The sequence below is a fragment of the Sulfitobacter sp. F26169L genome, assembly GCF_026410285.1.
Classification (GTDB): Bacteria; Pseudomonadota; Alphaproteobacteria; order Rhodobacterales; family Rhodobacteraceae; genus Sulfitobacter.
Genome location: NZ_JAPMLP010000001.1, coordinates 681,407 through 699,250, shown reverse-complemented (window position 1 = coordinate 699,250; position 17,844 = coordinate 681,407). Strand labels below are relative to the sequence as shown.

The 17,844-nt window shown below is 57.4% G+C and carries 18 protein-coding genes; 11 read left to right on the top strand and 7 right to left on the bottom strand.

What is annotated here, in order from left to right; translation table 11 throughout:
• Both OS189_RS03335 and dusB read right to left on the bottom strand, forming a co-directional pair.
• Positions 1-1,125 (bottom strand): two-component system sensor histidine kinase NtrB, encoded by a 1,125-nt coding sequence (locus OS189_RS03335; protein WP_416237442.1) that lies wholly within the window; start codon positions 1,123-1,125, stop codon positions 1-3.
• Positions 1,122-2,099, bottom strand: coding sequence for a tRNA dihydrouridine synthase DusB (gene dusB / locus OS189_RS03330; protein WP_267165850.1), 978 nt, complete (start codon positions 2,097-2,099; stop codon positions 1,122-1,124). The genes OS189_RS03335 and dusB overlap by 4 nt, the downstream gene beginning before the upstream one ends.
• A 208-nt stretch (positions 2,100-2,307) precedes the next feature.
• On the opposite strand from dusB, the gene OS189_RS03325 reads away from it, so the two are divergent.
• The 3 genes from OS189_RS03325 to OS189_RS03315 are packed head-to-tail and all read left to right on the top strand — an operon-like array spanning position 2,308 to position 4,386.
• Positions 2,308-3,438, top strand: a complete 1,131-nt coding sequence (locus OS189_RS03325; protein WP_267166063.1) for a bifunctional 2-C-methyl-D-erythritol 4-phosphate cytidylyltransferase/2-C-methyl-D-erythritol 2,4-cyclodiphosphate synthase — start codon at positions 2,308-2,310, stop codon at positions 3,436-3,438.
• On the top strand, positions 3,435-3,920 hold the full coding sequence (locus OS189_RS03320) for a phosphatidylglycerophosphatase A family protein (protein ID WP_416237441.1): 486 nt from the start codon (positions 3,435-3,437) through the stop codon (positions 3,918-3,920). Before OS189_RS03325 ends, OS189_RS03320 begins: the two co-directional genes overlap by 4 nt.
• Positions 3,910-4,386, top strand: coding sequence for a CinA family protein (locus OS189_RS03315; protein ID WP_267165849.1), 477 nt, complete (start codon positions 3,910-3,912; stop codon positions 4,384-4,386). Before OS189_RS03320 ends, OS189_RS03315 begins: the two co-directional genes overlap by 11 nt.
• 1,023 nt (positions 4,387-5,409) lie before the next feature.
• Here the strand turns inward: OS189_RS03315 and OS189_RS03310 are convergent.
• Together OS189_RS03310 and OS189_RS03305 are read right to left on the bottom strand one after the other, a co-directional pair.
• The gene (locus OS189_RS03310; RefSeq protein WP_267165848.1) at positions 5,410-6,681 is read right to left on the bottom strand and encodes an MmgE/PrpD family protein; all 1,272 of its coding nucleotides are present in this window, start codon (positions 6,679-6,681) and stop codon (positions 5,410-5,412) included.
• 26 nt (positions 6,682-6,707) lie between these two features.
• Positions 6,708-7,151 carry a type II toxin-antitoxin system RatA family toxin gene (locus OS189_RS03305; protein WP_267165847.1) on the bottom strand — a complete coding sequence of 148 codons (444 nt, stop codon included), beginning with the start codon at positions 7,149-7,151 and terminating at the stop codon, positions 6,708-6,710.
• A gap of 68 nt (positions 7,152-7,219) precedes the next feature.
• On the opposite strand from OS189_RS03305, the gene hpt reads away from it, so the two are divergent.
• Positions 7,220-7,765: a hypoxanthine phosphoribosyltransferase gene (hpt, locus tag OS189_RS03300; protein WP_267165846.1), complete on the top strand. Its 546-nt coding sequence runs from the start codon at positions 7,220-7,222 to the stop codon at positions 7,763-7,765.
• Between the two features lie 8 nt (positions 7,766-7,773).
• On the top strand, positions 7,774-7,956 hold the full coding sequence (locus OS189_RS03295) for a hypothetical protein (protein WP_267165845.1): 183 nt from the start codon (positions 7,774-7,776) through the stop codon (positions 7,954-7,956).
• A 35-nt stretch (positions 7,957-7,991) separates the two neighbouring features.
• On the opposite strand, the gene lipA is transcribed toward OS189_RS03295, so the two are convergent.
• Together lipA and OS189_RS03285 are read right to left on the bottom strand one after the other, a co-directional pair.
• Positions 7,992-8,945, bottom strand: a complete 954-nt coding sequence (gene lipA / locus OS189_RS03290; protein ID WP_267165844.1) for a lipoyl synthase — start codon at positions 8,943-8,945, stop codon at positions 7,992-7,994.
• A 98-nt stretch (positions 8,946-9,043) separates the two neighbouring features.
• Complete coding sequence (locus OS189_RS03285) at positions 9,044-10,147, bottom strand: DUF6456 domain-containing protein (RefSeq protein ID WP_267165843.1); 1,104 nt, start codon at positions 10,145-10,147, stop codon at positions 9,044-9,046.
• A gap of 233 nt (positions 10,148-10,380) precedes the next feature.
• Between OS189_RS03285 and OS189_RS03280 the strand changes: the two genes are divergently transcribed.
• The gene (locus OS189_RS03280; protein WP_267165842.1) at positions 10,381-10,683 is read left to right on the top strand and encodes a DUF6477 family protein; all 303 of its coding nucleotides are present in this window, start codon (positions 10,381-10,383) and stop codon (positions 10,681-10,683) included.
• Here OS189_RS03280 and OS189_RS03275 read toward each other — a convergent pair whose 3' ends face one another.
• Positions 10,684-12,222, bottom strand: a complete 1,539-nt coding sequence (locus OS189_RS03275; protein ID WP_267165841.1) for a trimethylamine methyltransferase family protein — start codon at positions 12,220-12,222, stop codon at positions 10,684-10,686.
• A gap of 222 nt (positions 12,223-12,444) precedes the next feature.
• Between OS189_RS03275 and guaA the strand changes: the two genes are divergently transcribed.
• From guaA to OS189_RS03250, 5 genes are all read left to right on the top strand, one after another.
• Entirely contained in the window at positions 12,445-14,007 is a 1,563-nt protein-coding gene (gene guaA, locus OS189_RS03270) for a glutamine-hydrolyzing GMP synthase (protein ID WP_267165840.1), read from the top strand.
• Positions 14,008-14,137: 130 nt separating this feature from the next.
• Entirely contained in the window at positions 14,138-15,001 is an 864-nt protein-coding gene (locus OS189_RS03265; RefSeq protein ID WP_267165839.1) for a DMT family transporter, read from the top strand.
• A gap of 55 nt (positions 15,002-15,056) precedes the next feature.
• Positions 15,057-15,965, top strand: coding sequence for a DMT family transporter (locus OS189_RS03260; RefSeq protein WP_267165838.1), 909 nt, complete (start codon positions 15,057-15,059; stop codon positions 15,963-15,965).
• Between the two features lie 29 nt (positions 15,966-15,994).
• Positions 15,995-16,843: an ATPase gene (locus OS189_RS03255; protein WP_267165837.1), complete on the top strand. Its 849-nt coding sequence runs from the start codon at positions 15,995-15,997 to the stop codon at positions 16,841-16,843.
• Between the two features lie 82 nt (positions 16,844-16,925).
• Positions 16,926-17,843: a homoserine O-succinyltransferase gene (locus tag OS189_RS03250; protein ID WP_267165836.1), complete on the top strand. Its 918-nt coding sequence runs from the start codon at positions 16,926-16,928 to the stop codon at positions 17,841-17,843.
• Position 17,844 lies beyond the last annotated feature (1 nt).

The window sequence follows — 17,844 nt, the reverse complement described above, 5'->3', positions numbered from 1 at the left end:
CTAACTCCTCTGTTCGGGGGCTTTGCCCGATGTTTTCATGCTCTGCTCAGTTGCGTCTGCGCGCGGTAGCGAAATGCGGAATACCGTTTCGCCCGGTTTCGAGCTGACCGTTACCCAACCATCATGCTCGGATATGATCTTGCTGACCAGCGCAAGGCCCAGTCCGGTGCCGTTTTCACGTCCCGACACAAATGGTTCAAATACATCTTCCGCGATGTGGTCGGGCAATCCCGGCCCATTGTCGATAATTTCGATCTGGAGTGGTAGGGCAACGCCCTGTCCATCGGCGCGGCGTAACCGGAACGAATGTTCATAAAAGCTGTGCAATCTAATTGTACCGCCCTGCTCCCCCGCCGCTTCGGAGGCATTTTTGATCAGGTTTAGCACCACCTGCACCAGTTGGTCCGTATCGCCCCACGCCATTGGTAAGGATGGATCATAATCCTTAACAATCTGCATATGCGCGCCAAATCCCAAACGCGCAGAGCGGCGCGCGCGGTCCAGCACGTCATGCAGGTTAACCGGCCCGCGATTTGGCGGCGTAAGGTTGCCGAACTGTTCCACCTGCTCCAGCAGTTTTACGATGCGGTGGCTTTCAACCACAATCAGATCGGTCAATTCACGGTCTTGGGGCGACAGGTTCATACCCAGCAGTTGCGCGGCACCGGTGATGCCAGCCAGAGGATTCTTGATTTCATGGGCCAGCATTTCGGCCATGCCGATTACGGATTTTGCGGCTGCCTTTACGCTGTGGTTTTGGGTCATCCGCCCCGATAGTTCGCGCGGCGAGATCATCAGGATCATTACCCCTGTCGCCCCCGTCAGCGGCGCAATCTGCACCTGTGATTGCAACGGCGCGCGCTGGGGGCTGCCGACGTCAACATCGTTAACGAAAAGCGTGGTCTGGGTGTCACGCGCGCGCGCGAATGCGCCCTCCAGAGGTGCATCAATCGTCACAGCGTTCCAGACAGACAGACCGAAAACAGCCTTGGCAGAGGCGTTCAAAAACCCCTCGGCTGCGGCGTTCACGTCAATAACCAGATTGTCCGGTCCAACCAGAATCGCCGGAACCGGCAGCGACGCCCACAATGCGCGCTCAGCCACATTTGGGGCGACGGGATTCACGCAGCCGCTCCTTGCGGGGCGGAATAAAGCGCTTCGGGTAGCAGAATGGTAGTTTCTTCCACGCTGCGCGCGGTCAGTACCGCGCGGCGGGCGGCATCCGGCGTGCCCGCATGATCCATGTACCAGCCCAGATGTTTGCGCGCGACGCGCAGGCCCAGTTTGGTGCCGTAGAACCGCAACAGATCATCATAGTGCCCCAGCACCATGTCGACAAAATCGCGCCCTTGCGGAATCTCGGGCGCTATGGTGCCATAAATATCGTGCGCAATTTGCGCCAGCAGCCACGGGCGGCCCTGTATCCCACGGCCGATCATCACGCCTTTTGCGCCCGATTGGGCCAGCGCCATGCGCGCGGTGACCGTATCCACGATATCGCCGTTTGCCACGACGGGAATATCCACCGCATCCACGACATTCCGGATCGCGGCCCAATCGGCGCGGCCCTTGTAAAACTGGCAGCGGGTCCGCCCGTGGATGGTGATCATCGTAATGCCTGCCGCTTCGGCCCGGCGCGCAATTTCGGGGGCGTTCAGCATTGCATCATCCCAGCCCAGCCGGGTTTTAAGCGTGACAGGCACATCAACCGCGCCAACCACTGCCTCGATCAGGTGCAGGGCGTGATCGGGGGTTTTCATCAGCGCGGAGCCTGAGGCCCCCTGCGTCACTTTCTTGGCCGGACAGCCCATGTTGATGTCGATGATCCGTGCGCCCTGCCCTGCGATCATTTTGGCGGCTTCAATCATCGGCCCAGCCTCGCGCCCCGCGATCTGCACAGAAGTCCCCGCCACGCCAAGGCCCAGTTCCGCCTTTTCGCGGGTGCCGGGGCGTTTGGTAAGCCATTCACCGGATGCGATCATCTCGGACACAACCAACCCCGCGCCAAACCGCGCAACAAGATTACGGGTGGGTAAGTCCGTAATGCCAGCCATGGGGGCCAGAAAAACGGGGGGCGTCAGGTCTAGCGGAAAAGTCATAGCGGTAGGTGCTTAATCCTTAGGCAGTCGTCCTTCCGATAGCCCAAGCGGCAAAGACATACAATAAATTCGGTAAAGCTGCGGTGGTAACGCTCTGCCGAAGTGCTCAAAAAACGGGCACTGTATGCCGCCGGGCCGATGTGTCCACGCATTGCGCCGGAACGCGGGATTTCCTAAGACTGGCAGGAAGATGATGAAAGAGAGCCCTATGCACACTTGCGCCCTGATTGTTGCTGCCGGACGCGGCACCCGTGCCGGTGGCGCGCAGCCCAAGCAATGGCAGTTGCTGGGCGACAAATCCGTGCTGGATCATACTATAGCAGCCTTTGAACGGCATCCTCAGGTAACTGGTATCTTGGTTGTCCTGCATCCCGACGACATGCACAAAGCCCCCCGATTTAAGGCGCGCGGCATCGCCGTCACCCAAGGTGATGCCGAGCGGAGCCTGTCTGTGCGCGCAGGTCTTGCCGCGCTACCGCCTTGCGAGGGGGTGTTGATCCACGATGCGGCGCGCCCCTGTGTCAGCGAAGCAGTGATCAGTGACGTCATTGCCGCCTTGGCGCATAACAGCGGCGCCGCGCCCGCGCTGGCGGTGACAGATGCGCTCTGGACCGGAGCGGACGGTGTGGTGAGCGGAACCAAAGACCGCACAGGGCTGTTTGCCGCGCAGACGCCGCAGGGATTTCACCGCAAAGCGATCATCGCAGCGCATGAGGCCTATCGCGGCATCGCTGCGGATGATGTGGCGATTGCACGCGCGGCAGGGCTTTCGGTTGCGATTACCCAAGGCGAGCCCGATAACATCAAAATTACCACGCCGGCGGATTTTACCCGCGCGGCGCGGATACTGGAGAAGAGAATGGACATACGCACCGGTAACGGTTTCGACGTACACGCCTTTGGCGAGGGCGATCATGTAATGCTGTGCGGTGTGAAAGTCCCGCATGATCGGGGTCTGGTGGGCCATTCCGACGCCGATGTGGGACTGCACACTATTACGGACGCCATTTACGGCGCTTTGGCCGAAGGGGATATCGGCACGCATTTCCCCCCCTCCGATCCGCAGTGGAAAGGGGCGCAAAGCCATATTTTCCTGCGCCACGCGGCGCAGCTTGCGCGCGATCGCGGCTTTACCCTGACCCACGTAGATTGCACGCTGATCTGTGAACATCCCAAGGTCGGGCCACATGCCGCCGCGATGCGCGCCGCCGTGGCCGAAATGGTTGCAATCGATGCAGACCGCGTATCGGTCAAAGCCACAACGTCCGAGCGTCTGGGCTTTACCGGACGCGGCGAAGGGATTGCCTGCATTGCCACAGCGACCTTGGTGAAATCATGATTGCGCGGATGATCGGCACCGTTCTGGGGGTGGGGTATCTGCGGCCTGCGCCGGGAACGTGGGGGTCACTGGTGGCGCTGCCGTGGGCGTGGCTGGTGCATGTGATCGGTGGCTTCCCTCTGCTAGCGCTGGGCATTGTCGCTACGTTTTTGAAGGGTTGGTGGGCGACCTCGAAAATGACGGCGGGCAAGGAAGACCACGATCCGTCCGAAATTGTGATCGACGAGCTGGTCGGCCAATGGATTGCCCTGCTGCCCCTGTCGATTGCAAGCTGGCGGATGGGGATCGACATCACGGTCATGTGGCCCGGCTGGATTGCGGCCTTTGCGCTGTTCCGTCTGTTTGATATCTGGAAACCCTGGATCATCGGCTGGGCCGACAGGCGTGGTGATGCGCTGGGTGTGATGCTGGACGATGTGTTTGCAGGTGTGTTCGCCGCCATCGGCGTTGTTGTTCTGGCAGGTATTTACCATGCGTTCTGATATCCTTTCACGCGCGCAAGCGCTGGGCGTGATGATCGCCACCGCAGAAAGCTGCACCGCCGGAATGGTCAGCACCGCGCTGACCGATCTGGCGGGGTCGTCAGCCGTATTCGAACGTGGTTTTGTGACCTATACCAACACCGCCAAGATCGAAATGCTGGGCGTGGGGGCCCAAACGCTGGACACGTTCGGCGCGGTGTCCGAACAGGTGGCCGAAGAAATGGCGCGCGGCGCGCTGGCCAACAGTGCGGCGCAACTGGCAGTATCCGTAACCGGCATTGCCGGCCCCGGCGGATCTGAACACAAACCTGAAGGTCGTGTCTGCTTTGGCATCGCTGGATCGCAAGGGTGCAGCACCCAAACGGTCGAGTTCGGCGCCCTTGGTCGCAACGCCGTGCGTACCGCTGCGCGTGATCATGCCTTGATGCTACTCCACAACGCACTTTGCGCATTGGCCGAAAAATAGGCCCGCTCGTCTTGACTGACGGCCTATTATCCAGAATGCGCGATAGTGCGTCACTATTGGTCTGTTTTACGTCAGGCTCTTCCTCAATCATCAATTGGAGTAGATACCATATGAACGTACTTATACAGCAAAGTTGATGATACGACTGAAGATTTTCCGATTGTGGGCCGATTGATAAGCGTGATCTGCTCCCGAATATCCAGAGATAACTACGTCAGCGCATGTCTGTTGCGCGTCCTGCGGTTTTCACTGGAGTATTCCATCGGTTATCGAAATGGCGATACAAACCTCGCCGGCTGTTTGTACAAAAATCGGATTATGCCGCGTCATCCCCCGGAACTAGAATGGCAACGGCCCGAGATTCTGTTTTTCCCGTTTCAGATGGCTCTCGCGATCATCACCCCTGCATTGCTTTTGGGGGAGTCCGCCAAGGGGATCGTTTTTGTCATTGTTATGCTATTATCGGCGGACAGGCGTCCACGTTTTTGCAACTGGAATAGTGGCGTATGAAGCTGCCGGAATTCCCGCGCCTTTCCTTGCTGCGCACAAAGACCAGATCACCACCCCGCCTTTGTCATGATTGATGCTTGTTACCTCTGGTCTGCCGGTTCGGGTTCAACGAGGGATCTCAACTGACGGTCAATTGCGGCGTTGAATAAAGGTGGCGTGGCGAGCGTTCTGTGTCAGGAAACGGCTTTTCTGATCCTCCGGCAAATCCAAGGTCGAAGATATGATTGACGATATCGCCAAACACGGTCAGGGCGGCATTTACGGCACGGTGATGATTACAGCACTGGGCGCTGGCACGTGGATCGCCAGATTGGTTCCCCACCGCTGATTATCGGAAACATTCGCAATGATAACTGCGGGAATGATACCTGAGTAGCGCGTTATACCGTTCTTGCGCGTCAGTGATTAAACCGATGTCAACAGGCGTGGCCCCACCCTGCACGGCGAACGGGCCTATGATCTAACCAGTTGACATATCGATCTGTCGGGGCAACCGGTTTTGGCTGCCCTACCTCAACCGCCATTGAAACAAGCCGTGACTGCATCCAGATCAGGGCCGATCACCGCCTGCCATAGGCTATCCGCCTTCTCTTGAGTGATCAACGCGGGCGCTTTTTTCAACAACCTGTCGGCCAGCGCTTCGAGTGTCACCTGCGTATCAAGATCATGGCGCAAGCGGCGCACTTCGCCGGTGTCGAGGGTGAGTGTGACAAGTGATTGGGCCACGCCCAGCTTTTCATCCGGCATAACATCAATCCTGTCGCGCAAGGCACAAACAGACGCGTCGCGCGCAACGGCGCCGCTGAAATCATCCAGTGATTGCGTTGAATGGCCCAGCACCTTCATCGCGGCGGCATGTGTCAGGCTGTTTTGCGCCTCCTGCCCCGTTTTCGGTGCCGCGATATTGCACTTGTCCATCCAGTAGGGATGGGTACGAATTCTGATGCCGCTGATCCGGTCTGCCTGCACATCGCACCCGCTCAGGGCCTCAAGCATGGCATGAAGACCATGGCAGCAGGCGTGGAACTTGTGGCTGATGGTGGTGACGTACCATTCTTTGCGCGGCGCCTTTACCTCTGCCAGATCGCCCTGATGCGTCCGCGCAAACCCTTTTGGCCCGTCCAGTGCATCCGGCGCGGCGCTTAACCCCGTCTGCGCCCAAAGTGCCGCTTCGACACCCGTTCGCGCCGCCAACCCTGCGTGCAACGGTTGCGTCATCGTCCCTGCTTGCACCCCTAGACCTGATGCCATGCTCGCGCAAATTCCCAGCGCGTTGCGTATCTGTGCCTTGTCCAGTTCCAGCAGACGCGCGCAGGCCAGCGTTGCGCCGAACGCCCCCGCCGTGGCGGTCTGCTCGAATCCTGCACTCCGATGCCCGCGGCCCAGCCACAGCCCCGCCATTATTGCGGCTTCCATGCCAATGGCGGCCGCATCGACCGCGTCAGTCAATCGCGTATCTAGGGTTTCCGCCAGGGCGATGACCGCGGGGAATACCGCAGCAGAAGGGCGGCCCATAAAAGCAAAATGCATATCGTCGAAATCAAGTGCATGACCGAAAGTGCCGTTCAACAGCGCAGCCGAAGCGGCACCTGTTGCATCACCACCAAACACCTGCGCTGGCCCTTCCTCGATCAACTGGGCGCGGCGAAACGGCGCGAACCGGTCATCTGCCGCCCCTGCAATGCCGCAGGCCGCCCAGTCGAAAAAAGATAGACGCACCATTGCTGCAACCGCTTCGGGCACGTCTGTTGCTGCGAGTTTAACGAATTGTTCAGTAATCCCCATGGCGTCTTTGTCCTCCCCTGACAGGCTCAGCCATAAAGCGCTTGAGCGCGCGTCTCAAACGCTTTGACGACCCGCTGCATCGCTTCGTTGAACACCACACCGATGATTTTCTGCAAAATCGCGTTTCTAAACTCGAAATCCACAAAGAAACGCACTTCGCAGCCGTCCTCGACATCGGCAAAAGCCCAGTTTGATTTCATATACTTGAACGGTCCGTCCAGGTATTCTGTATCAATCGTCTTCGCCTCAGGCCACAGCACCACCCGCGATGTGAACCGCTCGCGGAACACTTTAAACGAGATGACCAGATCGGCGTCCATGACGCTGTGATCGCCCTTGTCCTGAACGCTTTTGATGCGCGCGGCAGCGGTCCATGGAAGGAATTCGGGATACCGCTGCACATCTGCAACAAGATCATACATCTGCTGGGCGCTGTAGGGCAGCACGCGTGTCTCTGAGTGGGTGGGCATTGATTTCCTAGATCCGTTTAGCTAGCGCTGTATCAAAGCCCTCAGGGCGACACAATCAAGAGGTGGCCATGTCCACGCGTCCATATGTCATAGACCAGATGATTTCCGCAAAATCCATTGCGGCGCGGATAGAGGCGTTGTGCGAGGAAATCCAGACGGAATTTGCTGATACGGACAAATTGATTGTCGTCGGCCTGTTGCGCGGATCATTTGTATTTATCGCTGATCTGGTGCGCGAGTTGGATCTACCGATCGAGGTCGACTTTCTGGAGGCGTCCAGCTACGGAGACGGGATGCAAAGCACAAGAGAAGTCCGTATTCTCAAAGACTTGCGCGGCGGAATTGAAGGCCGTGATGTACTGCTGGTCGAAGATATCGTAGACACCGGTCATACACTAGCCCATGTGACGGGAATGCTGCGCGCGCGCAAACCCGCGCGTCTGCGCACGGTTGCGCTGCTGGACAAACCGTCACGTCGCGAAGTGGACCTGCGCGCCGATCACACAGGGTTCGAGATACCGGATGAGTTTGTTGTCGGGTACGGGATCGATTTTGCGCAGCGTAACAGAAACCTGCCCTACATCGGCAAGGTCCGTTTCATCGATGAAAGTTAAGACCGGCGATGCTTGACCCACGCCACCTGATGCGCGCGAGGCTCTGGGCGAAAAACCCGCCCTCGACCAAGCGTGTGAAACTGGTTTTTGCTGCCATTATCATCGCGCTGATCATTGTAGGGCTGGAACATTATGGTTTTTGGCCGGAATGGGCAAAAGCGGAACGCGTTCCAAGGGGAATACAGCGATAAATCAATCCCTTGCAACGCGACGCAAATGCATTGCCTCAGGCAATACCCAGCTTTTTATTCCGCGCCGCGCGCAATTGCGCAAAATCATCACCCGCATGATAGCTTGACCGCGTCAGCGGTGTTGCCGATACCATCAAGAACCCTTTGCCGTACGCTGCCTTTTCATACGCATTGAATTCGTCAGGATGAACAAACCGGTCAACACGGTGGTGTTTCGGGGTCGGCTGCAAATACTGCCCAATGGTGAGAAAATCGATATCGGCGGCGCGCATATCTTCCATCACCTGCATCACCGCCTGACGGTCCTCGCCCAAACCGACCATAATGCCGGACTTTGTAAACATGGACGGGTCAAGCTCTTTCACCCGCTGTAGCAAGCGTAACGAGTGAAAATAGCGCGCGCCCGGACGTACTTCGGGGTACAGGCCGGGCACTGTCTCAAGATTGTGGTTAAACACATCAGGACGCGCTTCCACAACCTTTTCAAGCGCTTCCGGCGAACACTTGATAAAATCAGGCGTCAAAATCTCGATCGTGGTATCCGGCGCGCGGTGGCGGATCGCGCGAATGGTCTGTGCGAAATGCTCAGCACCTCCATCCTCGACGTCGTCACGGTCAACCGAGGTGATAACAACATGGTTCAAGCCAAGCTTGGCCACTGCATCAGCCACGCGCCCCGGCTCGAATGCATCCAGCGCTTCCGGCGGTTTACCCGTGGCGATGTTGCAGAATGTACAGGCGCGGGTACAAACCTCGCCCATTATCATCATGGTTGCATGACCTTGCGACCAGCATTCGCCCACGTTCGGGCACCCCGCTTCTTCGCAGACAGTTACCAGCTTGTTTTCACGCATGATTTTGGCGGTTTCGTCATAACCCGCACCACCCGGCGCGCGGACCCTGATCCAATCAGGCTTTTTCGGCTGCGGAATATCGGGGCGGCGCGCCTTTTCAGGGTGGCGCATTTCGGGTATCTTCAAATCACGCATGGAAACCTCATGTGCTGTACGCGCATTATCTAACACATCACAGCTTAAACAAAAGCCTCCCGTGGCGCATTGCCGCTATGCTAATTCCTGCCGGTGGTTTATCCGATCAGCGCGCCTCCGGAATCCGCGTTTTTCGCGTAATGCTGTTTGAGGCGCATCAACGCGATCCGCAGAACAATTTTTCCCGACCGCGCCGACCAGCCAAGCGTCTTTTCCGCCGTCTCCAGGCCTTCCAGAAAGCAACAGCAGCGCAAGGTTACATCCGACAGGCCTGAACCGAGATCTTGCAACGCGGCCACCACCCGACGGTGCGCCTGTTGCGCGCCGCGTGGCGCATCGACCGGCTCAGGCACATGACCGGTACGGATATTCTGCAAAAACAGTTCCCAATTACGGGCCACTGCATTCTCCATCTGGGCGATTTCAAAGTCCTCGCGCAACCGCTCTCCGGCATGCACTAGGTCATCGCTGAGAAATCGGTCACCCTCGCGATCACGGCGCCTCGCGAGGGCGGCAATCGGGCTTTCGGCCATACCATACCGGATGCGCCGCGGTGCCTCACCGGGCAAACCGGTTTCGCCGTCCGCCTCTCCATTGGCATGTGCGCTTTCATCGCGCGCCATCATATCGGCAAGGGCGCTACGCCCTGATGCAGTGATCTGGTATCGCGTGATCTTGCCCGTACCCGACACCGCAATCCATCCCTTAAGGGCCATCGCTTCGGCCATCGATCTGTCGACCACACAAGTCGGCGAATTTTGCGCCGCCTGCCCTGCGCGCGCAATTACACCTTTTTCCATGTTCATCGCCACAGCCAGTACCGCACCGGTTTCACACAAGCGGCGCAGCACACGAATGCCCTCGGCGCTCAGTTGCGCCGTATCCGGCACGCTGTCCAATCGCGCGGATCCCTCTGCATCGTTGCCGCCTGAAGCATTGTGTGTAGGCAAAACATCTGCGCCCAACGTTTTTAGAACCCCGTCAACCAGCGGATCGTCCCGCAACGTTTCGACCCGCCTAATTTGGCGCAGCACCGTAGAGGCATGACATCCCTGTTTACGTGCCAGCGCACGGATCGGCACGCCCATTTCTGTGTGATCGATATAATTTTGCACGGATTGTGGCACCCAGCAGGGCAAATCACCCGCGACTTTTCCACCGCGATGTTCTATTTGTTCAATTTCGAGTGTTGTCTGTCCCATTTCTGAGTGTCCCTCCTCAGCGCAATTAACAACAGGTAAACGCAACCTAAAGATGAATTGGTTACCTGTCGGTTAAGATAAACCGTGAGGGACATGATTGTTTACAAAAGATAAACAATCATAAATCAGCCGTGCGGTCATCTTGTGCAAAACGCAACACCCGCAAAAACCGTGTTTAGTAATCCCGTAACCGCCCTGTTTTCTGTCGCAGGCCACTTCCGGAGTGAAAAACAATGCAAGACATCCATACCCTACTCGCCACACTACACCGCCCCCGCCTGCTGATGCGCGCGGCCCGTATCGGTGCGCAGGATTACCGCCGCACAGGGCACCTGCCGCGCCTTCTGGGCTACGGCGTATTGCCGCGCTATGGCGATGCCTTGATGCGGCTGGTGGCGCTAGAGGCCGATCTGGAAGAAAAGCGCACCACAAATGATGCCGCCTACAACCTGATCCGCCACGTGGATGTTCTGATTGCGATCGTTGGGGAAGCACGTGCGCTGCGGGCCGCACAGTCGGGCCCGCAGCTTGTCTAGTTACATAAAGCTGTCAGGCTCTGCTGCCTTGCGCTGCGCGACAAATGCATCCAGCGCTTCCGATATCGCAGGATCCATCGGCGGTTGCTGGTAGTCTCCCAACATCTTTTCAACCCGAAGACTGGCGAGGGTCTGCGTATCACGCGCGCCCTCGTCTTCCCATGTCTCGAACGGTTTATAATCCAGCAGATCGGATTTCCAGAAAGCCGCCTTGAAATTCGCCTGCGTGTGTTCACAGCCCAGATAATGTCCACCCGGTCCGACTTCACGGATCGCATCCATCGCTTGGGCATTTGTGTCGATCTCAACGCCGCGCGCCAAATGGTGCAACGCACCCAACTGGTCAGCATCCATCACAAATTTTTCAAACGATGACACCAGTCCTCCCTCAAGCCAACCGCAGGCATGCAACATGAAATTCACACCCGACAGAAGACCCATATTCAAACTATTGGAAGTCTCGTAGGCAGCCTGCGCATCCGGCAACTTCGAGCCGCAGAACGATCCCGACGAGCGATACGGCAGGTTGAGGCGCCGCGCCAGTTGCCCCGCACCATAAGTAATATGCGCAGCTTCCGGCGTTCCAAACGTCGGCGCACCCGAATTCATATCGATCGATGTTACAAACGCGCCCATAATCACCGGTGCCCCCGGCCTGATCAACTGGCTATAGGCGATACCGGCCAGAGCCTCTGCCAAAACCTGCGTCAGCGTTCCTGCCACTGACACGGGCGCCATCGCGCCGCCAACAATAAAGGGCGATATGATACAGGCTTGATTGTTCTGCGCATACACCTCCAGCGCTCCCATCATTACATCATCAAACGTCATCGGAGAGTTGATGTTGATCAGCGAGGTCATCACCGTATTTTCCTGCACAAACTGCTCGCCGAACAGCACACCGCACATATCTACCGAATCCTGCGCGCGTGACGGCTCGGTCACAGATCCCATGAACGGCTTGTCGCTCAGCGTCATATGCGCATGCAACATGTCCAGATGGCGTTTGTTCACCGCAATATCTGTTGGCTCGCAAACGGTCCCGCCGGAATGGTGCAACCATTTCGACATATACCCCAGCTTCACAAATTTGCGGAAATCCTCCATCGTGGCATAGCGCCGCCCGCCTGCAACATCACGCACAAACGGCGGACCATAAACCGGCGCCAGGACAAGGTTCTTACCGCCGATCACAACATTGCGTTCAGGATTGCGCGCATGTTGCGTGTAGGAAGAAGGCGCTGTCTTGATCAACTCACGCGCAAGCCCTTTTGGCAGACGTACGCGCTCTCCCTGCACATCCGCGCCAGCCTCGCGCCAGCGTTCCAGCGCGCGCGGATTGTCAGGAAAGTTAACACCGATTTCTTCCAAAACCGTTTCGGCGTTGGCCTCGATAATTTCCAATGCCTCTTCCGTCAGAACCTCGAAGTTCGGGATATTGCGCTCAATATACTTTGCGGTTTCGAATGAAACTGCTGTCCGGGCTGCGCGCCGCGCTGCCCCACCCCCGCCACGTGCGCGCCGTGCTGCTTCTGCCATGTCATGTTCCCAATTGAATCTGCTGCGCAATACCTACGCCAATCCTGCCCCGACGCCCACACGGATTACGGCGGCGCAGGTAGAAAAGCGACATTCACACAATTGCAAAGCCTCTATTTCTTTTGGCCAAAAATATCCCGGGGGCGCCTTGGCCTGTCCAAGGCGGGGGCTGGCCCCCAAATCCACCTTGCCACGCGCAGCCAGCCCCCCTAATCAGAGCATATGACACATCACATCCATGACCGCCTTCTCATCATCGACTTCGGCAGCCAGGTCACACAGTTGATCGCCCGCCGCTTGCGTGAACTTAACGTCTTTTGCGAGATCCACCCGTTTAACGTCGTGGACGACGCCTTTCTGGCTGACTTCGCCCCCAAAGCGGTCATTCTCTCCGGCGGCCCTGCCTCGGTGATCGATATCGCCTCCCCGCGCCCGCCAGAACAGGTTTTTGAACTTGACGTACCGGTATTGGGCATCTGTTACGGTCAACAGGTGATGATGGAGATGCTGGGCGGCAGAGTAGAAACCGGTCACAGCACCAAAGAGTTCGGGCGCGCTTATGTGACGCCGGGAGCCACAAAATCAGCGCTTCTCGAGGGGTGGTTCCTGACCGATCGTGAACAGGTCTGGATGAGTCACGGCGATCATGTCAGCGCGATCGCACCGGGTTTCGAGGTTCTTGGCACGTCGCCGCACGCACCGTTTGCGATCACTGCGGATGAAACCCGCAACTTTTACGCAGTACAGTTCCACCCCGAGGTGCACCATACTCCCAACGGTCTGAAGTTTTTCGAAAACTTCGTGCGTCTTGCGGGCTTTACCGGCGACTGGACCATGGGGGCCTACCGCGAGGAAGCCATTGAAAAAATCCGCGAGCAGGTTGGCGACAGCCATGTGATCTGCGGCCTGTCGGGGGGCGTCGATTCGTCTGTTGCCGCCGCTCTCATCCATGAGGCCGTCGGTGATCAGCTCACCTGCGTCTTTGTCGATCACGGATTGTTGCGCAAAAACGAAGCCGACGAGGTTGTCACGATGTTTCGCGACAACATGAATCTGAAGGTCATTTACGCTGATGAACGCGAACTGTTTCTGGGCGAACTCGAAGGCCAGTCCGACCCCGAAACCAAGCGCAAGATCATTGGCCGCCTGTTCATCGACGTGTTCCAGAAATATGCCAATGAAATCGAGGATGCTAAATTCCTCGCTCAAGGCACACTTTATCCAGATGTCATCGAAAGCGTGTCGTTCTCGGGCGGCCCCTCCGTGACAATCAAAAGCCACCATAACGTCGGTGGCTTGCCCGAAAAAATGGGGCTATCACTTGTCGAACCCCTGCGCGAGCTGTTCAAAGACGAAGTGCGCGCCTTGGGTCGTGAACTTGGCCTGCCTGCAACGTTCATCGGGCGTCATCCTTTCCCCGGTCCGGGGCTTGCCATTCGCTGCCCCGGTGAAATCACCCGTGAAAAACTCGACATCCTGCGCGAGGCGGATGCTGTCTATATCGACCAGATTCGCAAACACGGCCTTTATGACGATATCTGGCAGGCATTTGTCGCCATTCTGCCTGTACGCACTGTGGGTGTGATGGGTGACGGGCGCACCTATGATTTTGCCTGTGCCCTGCGCGCGGTTACATCGGTGGACGGGATGACCGCCGATTACTATCCGTTCAGTCATGAATTTCTTGGCGAAACAGCCACACGAATCATCAACGAAGTCCCCGGAATCAACCGCGTGACCTACGACATCACTTCAAAACCTCCTGGCACCATCGAATGGGAATAATCGGCGCGGCATGTGGAAACAGATGCCGGTACAGCCTAGCCCTCAATATAGTTCGCCAGTCCAGCAGCGCAACTGATCCTTTGAATAAGGATGCCACCAGTCCATACGGTGACAAGGTTAACTGTGTCTCATGAACGTGATTCTCAAAGCGGCATTGTGGATGACAGGCGCAATTGCGTCATTTTCATTTATGGCTGTCGCGGGCCGTGATCTGTCTGCCAATTACGATACGTTCGAAATCATGCTTTATCGCAGTCTGGTCGGCGTGCTGATTGTGGTCGGTATCACGGTTTATAAAAACCGCTGGCACGAAATCCGCACTGATCAGTTCGGACGCCACTTTGTACGTAATATCTTCCATTTTACCGGACAGAACTTGTGGTTTTACGCTGTGGCGCTGGTGCCGCTGGCGCAGGTCTTCGCCTTGGAGTTCACCTCCCCCCTTTGGGTTGCTGTGCTTGCCCCGCTCGTTCTGGGTGAGCGGATGACGCGGATACGCGGGCTGGCTGCGGTCATGGGGTTTATCGGCATCCTGATCGTGGCGCGCCCGGACATCGAAACCTTCGATATCGGTCTGGTTGCTGCGGCCACAGCGGCGATCTTTTTCGCTATGACAAACATGCTGACTAAACGCCTGACGCGCGACAACTCCATCACATCTATCCTGTTTTTCCTAACTTCGATCCAGTTGGTGTTCGGCCTGATTGCGGCTGGTTATGACGGTGACATCGCGCTCCCCACCTCCGGAAGCCTGCCTTATCTTTTTCTGGTCGGCTGCGCAGGATTGCTGGCCCATTTCTGCCTGACAAACGCGCTGGCAATCGCACCTGCCACGGTGGTTGTCCCGCTTGATTTCGCGCGCCTGCCCGTCATCGCGATCGTTGCGATGGTTCTGTACGATGAACCACTGGAGGTTTGGGTGTTTGTCGGCGCGGCAATTATCTTCTTTGCCAATTACCTAAATATCTGGAATGAGACGCGCAAACGCGCCTGACACTTTGCGCAATTTCCGGATCGTCCACAGCGGCGCATTTCGATAGGCAGGGCTAATGACACAACGCACAATTTCTCCGCAAGCGTGGGGGCTCCTCGCCCTGCTCGCAACGCTATGGGGCGGATCGTTTTTATCGATCCGCATAGCACTTGACGAAATCCCGCCCCTGACGGCTGTGGCCCACCGCGTCGGCTGGGCGGCTGTGGTGCTGTGGGTCTATGTGATCGCGCGCGGCATTCCCCTGCCCCGTGGCCGGCAGGTCTGGATCGCATTTGCAGGCATGGGCTTGCTGAACAACGCCCTGCCCTTCAGCCTGATGACATGGGGACAGCTTTATATTCCCACCGGTCTTACTTCGATCTTCAACGCAACCGCTGCCATTTTCGGAGTGCTGGTCGCTGCAATGCTGCTGAGTGACGAGCGGCTGACCACGCGCAAGGCCGTTGGCGTATCAGTCGGATTCGCCGGTGTCGTCATAGCGATCGGAGCAGACAGCCTGCGCCATTTCGATGTCACCTCGCTTGCCCAGCTTGCAGTTTTGGGGGGTACACTTTCCTATGCTTTTGCAGGGGTTTGGGCGCGCAAGCGGCTTACCGGGCTTCCGCCCCAGGTGGCAGCGGCAGGTATGTTGACCGCAGCCACCTGCATCATGGTCCCGATGGCGTGGTATTTCGAAGGCCCGATACGGCTTGATCTGCAACCCCGCACCATGCTGGCCGTGGGCTATTACGCCTTGCTGGCCACAGCGCTTGCGTATTTGCTGTACTACCGTGTGCTGCAACTGGCAGGCAGCGGCAATCTGATGTTGGTCACGCTGATGATTGCCCCCATCGCGATCATTCTTGGCGCACTGGTGCTGGATGAAACACTGACCCATTCCGCCTATGCCGGATTCGCCTTGCTGGCCCTTGGTCTTGTCATCATCGACGGGCGCGCGATTGACCGCCTGCGGCGCGCGCGCTAGGGAAGTTTAACCCTATAGCGGAGGCCCCGATGCTCTATCCCGATGCAAAAAGCTGGCACACCAGCGCGCGCAAATCCGTGCTGTTCTTTGGCATGTCGGGCTTGGGTAAAACCCATGTATCCAACCTGCTGGTGCAACAGGGCGGCTGGTTTCACTATTCGGTTGACTACCGCATCGGCACCAACGGCATGTACCAGCACATCAAGGACAACCTGATTGCACATGCCATGCGTGATCCGTTTCTGGCGGAGTTGCTACGCGCCGATGCGATGTATCTTGAACCCAACGTCCACAATCACGACCTGACCGCCGTTGCCAGCTATCTGGGCAAACCGGGTGATCCGGCGCGTGGAGGCCTGCCGATGGAAGAATACCGCCGTCGCCAACAGCAGTTCCGCACCGCCGAGATTGCCGCCCTGAACGACACGCAGATGTTCAGGCAGCGCGCACAGGATCTGTATGGCTATCCTCATTTCATCTGTGACACGGGTGGTTCGATCTGCGAATGGATCGATCCGGAGGATGATAATGACCCGCTGCTCGCAAACCTTTCTGCGCAATGCCTTCTGGTCTGGATCAAGGGGGACGAGGCACACTCCCAGGAACTGATCCGCCGGTTTGACCGCGCCCCCAAACCCATGGCTTACCAACCCGAGTTTCTGGAGCGCGTCTGGGAAAATTATCTAAACGAAAACAAACTACAGGAGGACGAAGTTGATCCGGATTCGTTCATCCGCTGGACCTATGCGCAAGCGCTGGCCCACCGCCAGCCACGTTACGCCGCAATGGCGCGCCACGGCATTACGGTCAGCGCTGATGAAATTCACGCCGTCACCTGCGCGCAGGATTTTGACGACCTTGTTACCGCCAAACTGTGAACACATCGGCGTGCGCAGACTTGAGAGCGCACGTCACTGCCTCTATCTCTGATATTCGCCAGAAGAAAAGAAGAGCCCCCCAATGCCTATCAAGATACCTTCCGCCTTGCCCGCCTACGACGTTCTGACCCGCGAGGGCGTCAGCGTTATGGACGAAGATCAGGCCGCGTTGCAGGATATCCGACCTCTGCGTATTGCGTTGCTCAACCTGATGCCGAAAAAAATCCAGACGGAAAACCAGTTTGCCCGCCTGATCGGTGCCACACCCTTGCAAATCGAACTGACATTGCTGCGCATGTCGGATCATAAAACACGCAACACAGCCGCCGAACATATGGAGAGCTTTTACCGCCCCGTATCCGAGGTGTGGGACGAAAAATTTGACGGGCTGATTATCACAGGCGCACCCATCGAACATCTGGAGTTTCACGAGGTAAATTACTACGCAGAGCTTGAGCGCGTGATGGACTGGACCCAGACAAATGTGCAATCCACCATGGCAGTTTGCTGGGGGGGGATGGCCATGATCAACCATTTCCACGGCGTAAAAAAGCATATGCTGGACGCCAAGGCGTTTGGTTGTTTCCGTCACACCAATCGCGCCCCTGCATCGCCTTACCTTAACGGATTTTCGGATGATTGCGTGATCCCCGTGTCCCGCTGGACAGAAATCCGGCAGGATGAGGTAGACGCGGTTGCGGATCTGAAGACGCTTCTGGCAAGTGATGAGGTCGGGCCGGCCTTGGTGGAGGACGCTGCCCACCGCGCGCTCTACGTTTTTAACCATTTCGAATATGACCGCGACTCGCTTAAACAGGAATACGACCGTGATATCGCTGCGGGCACACAGATCAACGTGCCGGTGAATTACTATCCCGACGAAAACCCCAGCTTGCCGCCCGTCAACCGCTGGCGCAGTCACGCGCACCTGCTTTACGGAAACTGGATTCAGGAAATTTATCAAGCAACGCCATATGATATTGAAAAAATCGGTAGCTAGT

What these genes read in the sequence shown, in the direction of transcription:
- OS189_RS03275 (WP_267165841.1), bottom strand. Translation starts at nt 12,222, where the DNA reads ATGGCAGAAGCAGCACGGCGCGCACGTGGCGGGGGTGGGGCAGCGCGG.
- OS189_RS03280 (WP_267165842.1), top strand. Translation starts at nt 10,381, where the DNA reads ATGCAAGACATCCATACCCTACTCGCCACACTACACCGCCCCCGCCTG.
- OS189_RS03250 (WP_267165836.1), top strand. Translation starts at nt 16,926, where the DNA reads ATGCCTATCAAGATACCTTCCGCCTTGCCCGCCTACGACGTTCTGACC.
- OS189_RS03305 (WP_267165847.1), bottom strand. Translation starts at nt 7,151, where the DNA reads ATGCCCACCCACTCAGAGACACGCGTGCTGCCCTACAGCGCCCAGCAG.
- lipA (WP_267165844.1), bottom strand. Translation starts at nt 8,945, where the DNA reads ATGCGTGATTTGAAGATACCCGAAATGCGCCACCCTGAAAAGGCGCGC.
- OS189_RS03310 (WP_267165848.1), bottom strand. Translation starts at nt 6,681, where the DNA reads ATGGGGATTACTGAACAATTCGTTAAACTCGCAGCAACAGACGTGCCC.
- hpt (WP_267165846.1), top strand. Translation starts at nt 7,220, where the DNA reads ATGTCCACGCGTCCATATGTCATAGACCAGATGATTTCCGCAAAATCC.
- OS189_RS03260 (WP_267165838.1), top strand. Translation starts at nt 15,057, where the DNA reads ATGACACAACGCACAATTTCTCCGCAAGCGTGGGGGCTCCTCGCCCTG.
- OS189_RS03295 (WP_267165845.1), top strand. Translation starts at nt 7,774, where the DNA reads ATGCTTGACCCACGCCACCTGATGCGCGCGAGGCTCTGGGCGAAAAAC.
- guaA (WP_267165840.1), top strand. Translation starts at nt 12,445, where the DNA reads ATGACACATCACATCCATGACCGCCTTCTCATCATCGACTTCGGCAGC.
- OS189_RS03320 (WP_416237441.1), top strand. Translation starts at nt 3,435, where the DNA reads ATGATTGCGCGGATGATCGGCACCGTTCTGGGGGTGGGGTATCTGCGG.
- dusB (WP_267165850.1), bottom strand. Translation starts at nt 2,099, where the DNA reads ATGACTTTTCCGCTAGACCTGACGCCCCCCGTTTTTCTGGCCCCCATG.
- OS189_RS03255 (WP_267165837.1), top strand. Translation starts at nt 15,995, where the DNA reads ATGCTCTATCCCGATGCAAAAAGCTGGCACACCAGCGCGCGCAAATCC.
- OS189_RS03315 (WP_267165849.1), top strand. Translation starts at nt 3,910, where the DNA reads ATGCGTTCTGATATCCTTTCACGCGCGCAAGCGCTGGGCGTGATGATC.
- OS189_RS03265 (WP_267165839.1), top strand. Translation starts at nt 14,138, where the DNA reads ATGAACGTGATTCTCAAAGCGGCATTGTGGATGACAGGCGCAATTGCG.
- OS189_RS03285 (WP_267165843.1), bottom strand. Translation starts at nt 10,147, where the DNA reads ATGGGACAGACAACACTCGAAATTGAACAAATAGAACATCGCGGTGGA.
- OS189_RS03325 (WP_267166063.1), top strand. Translation starts at nt 2,308, where the DNA reads ATGCACACTTGCGCCCTGATTGTTGCTGCCGGACGCGGCACCCGTGCC.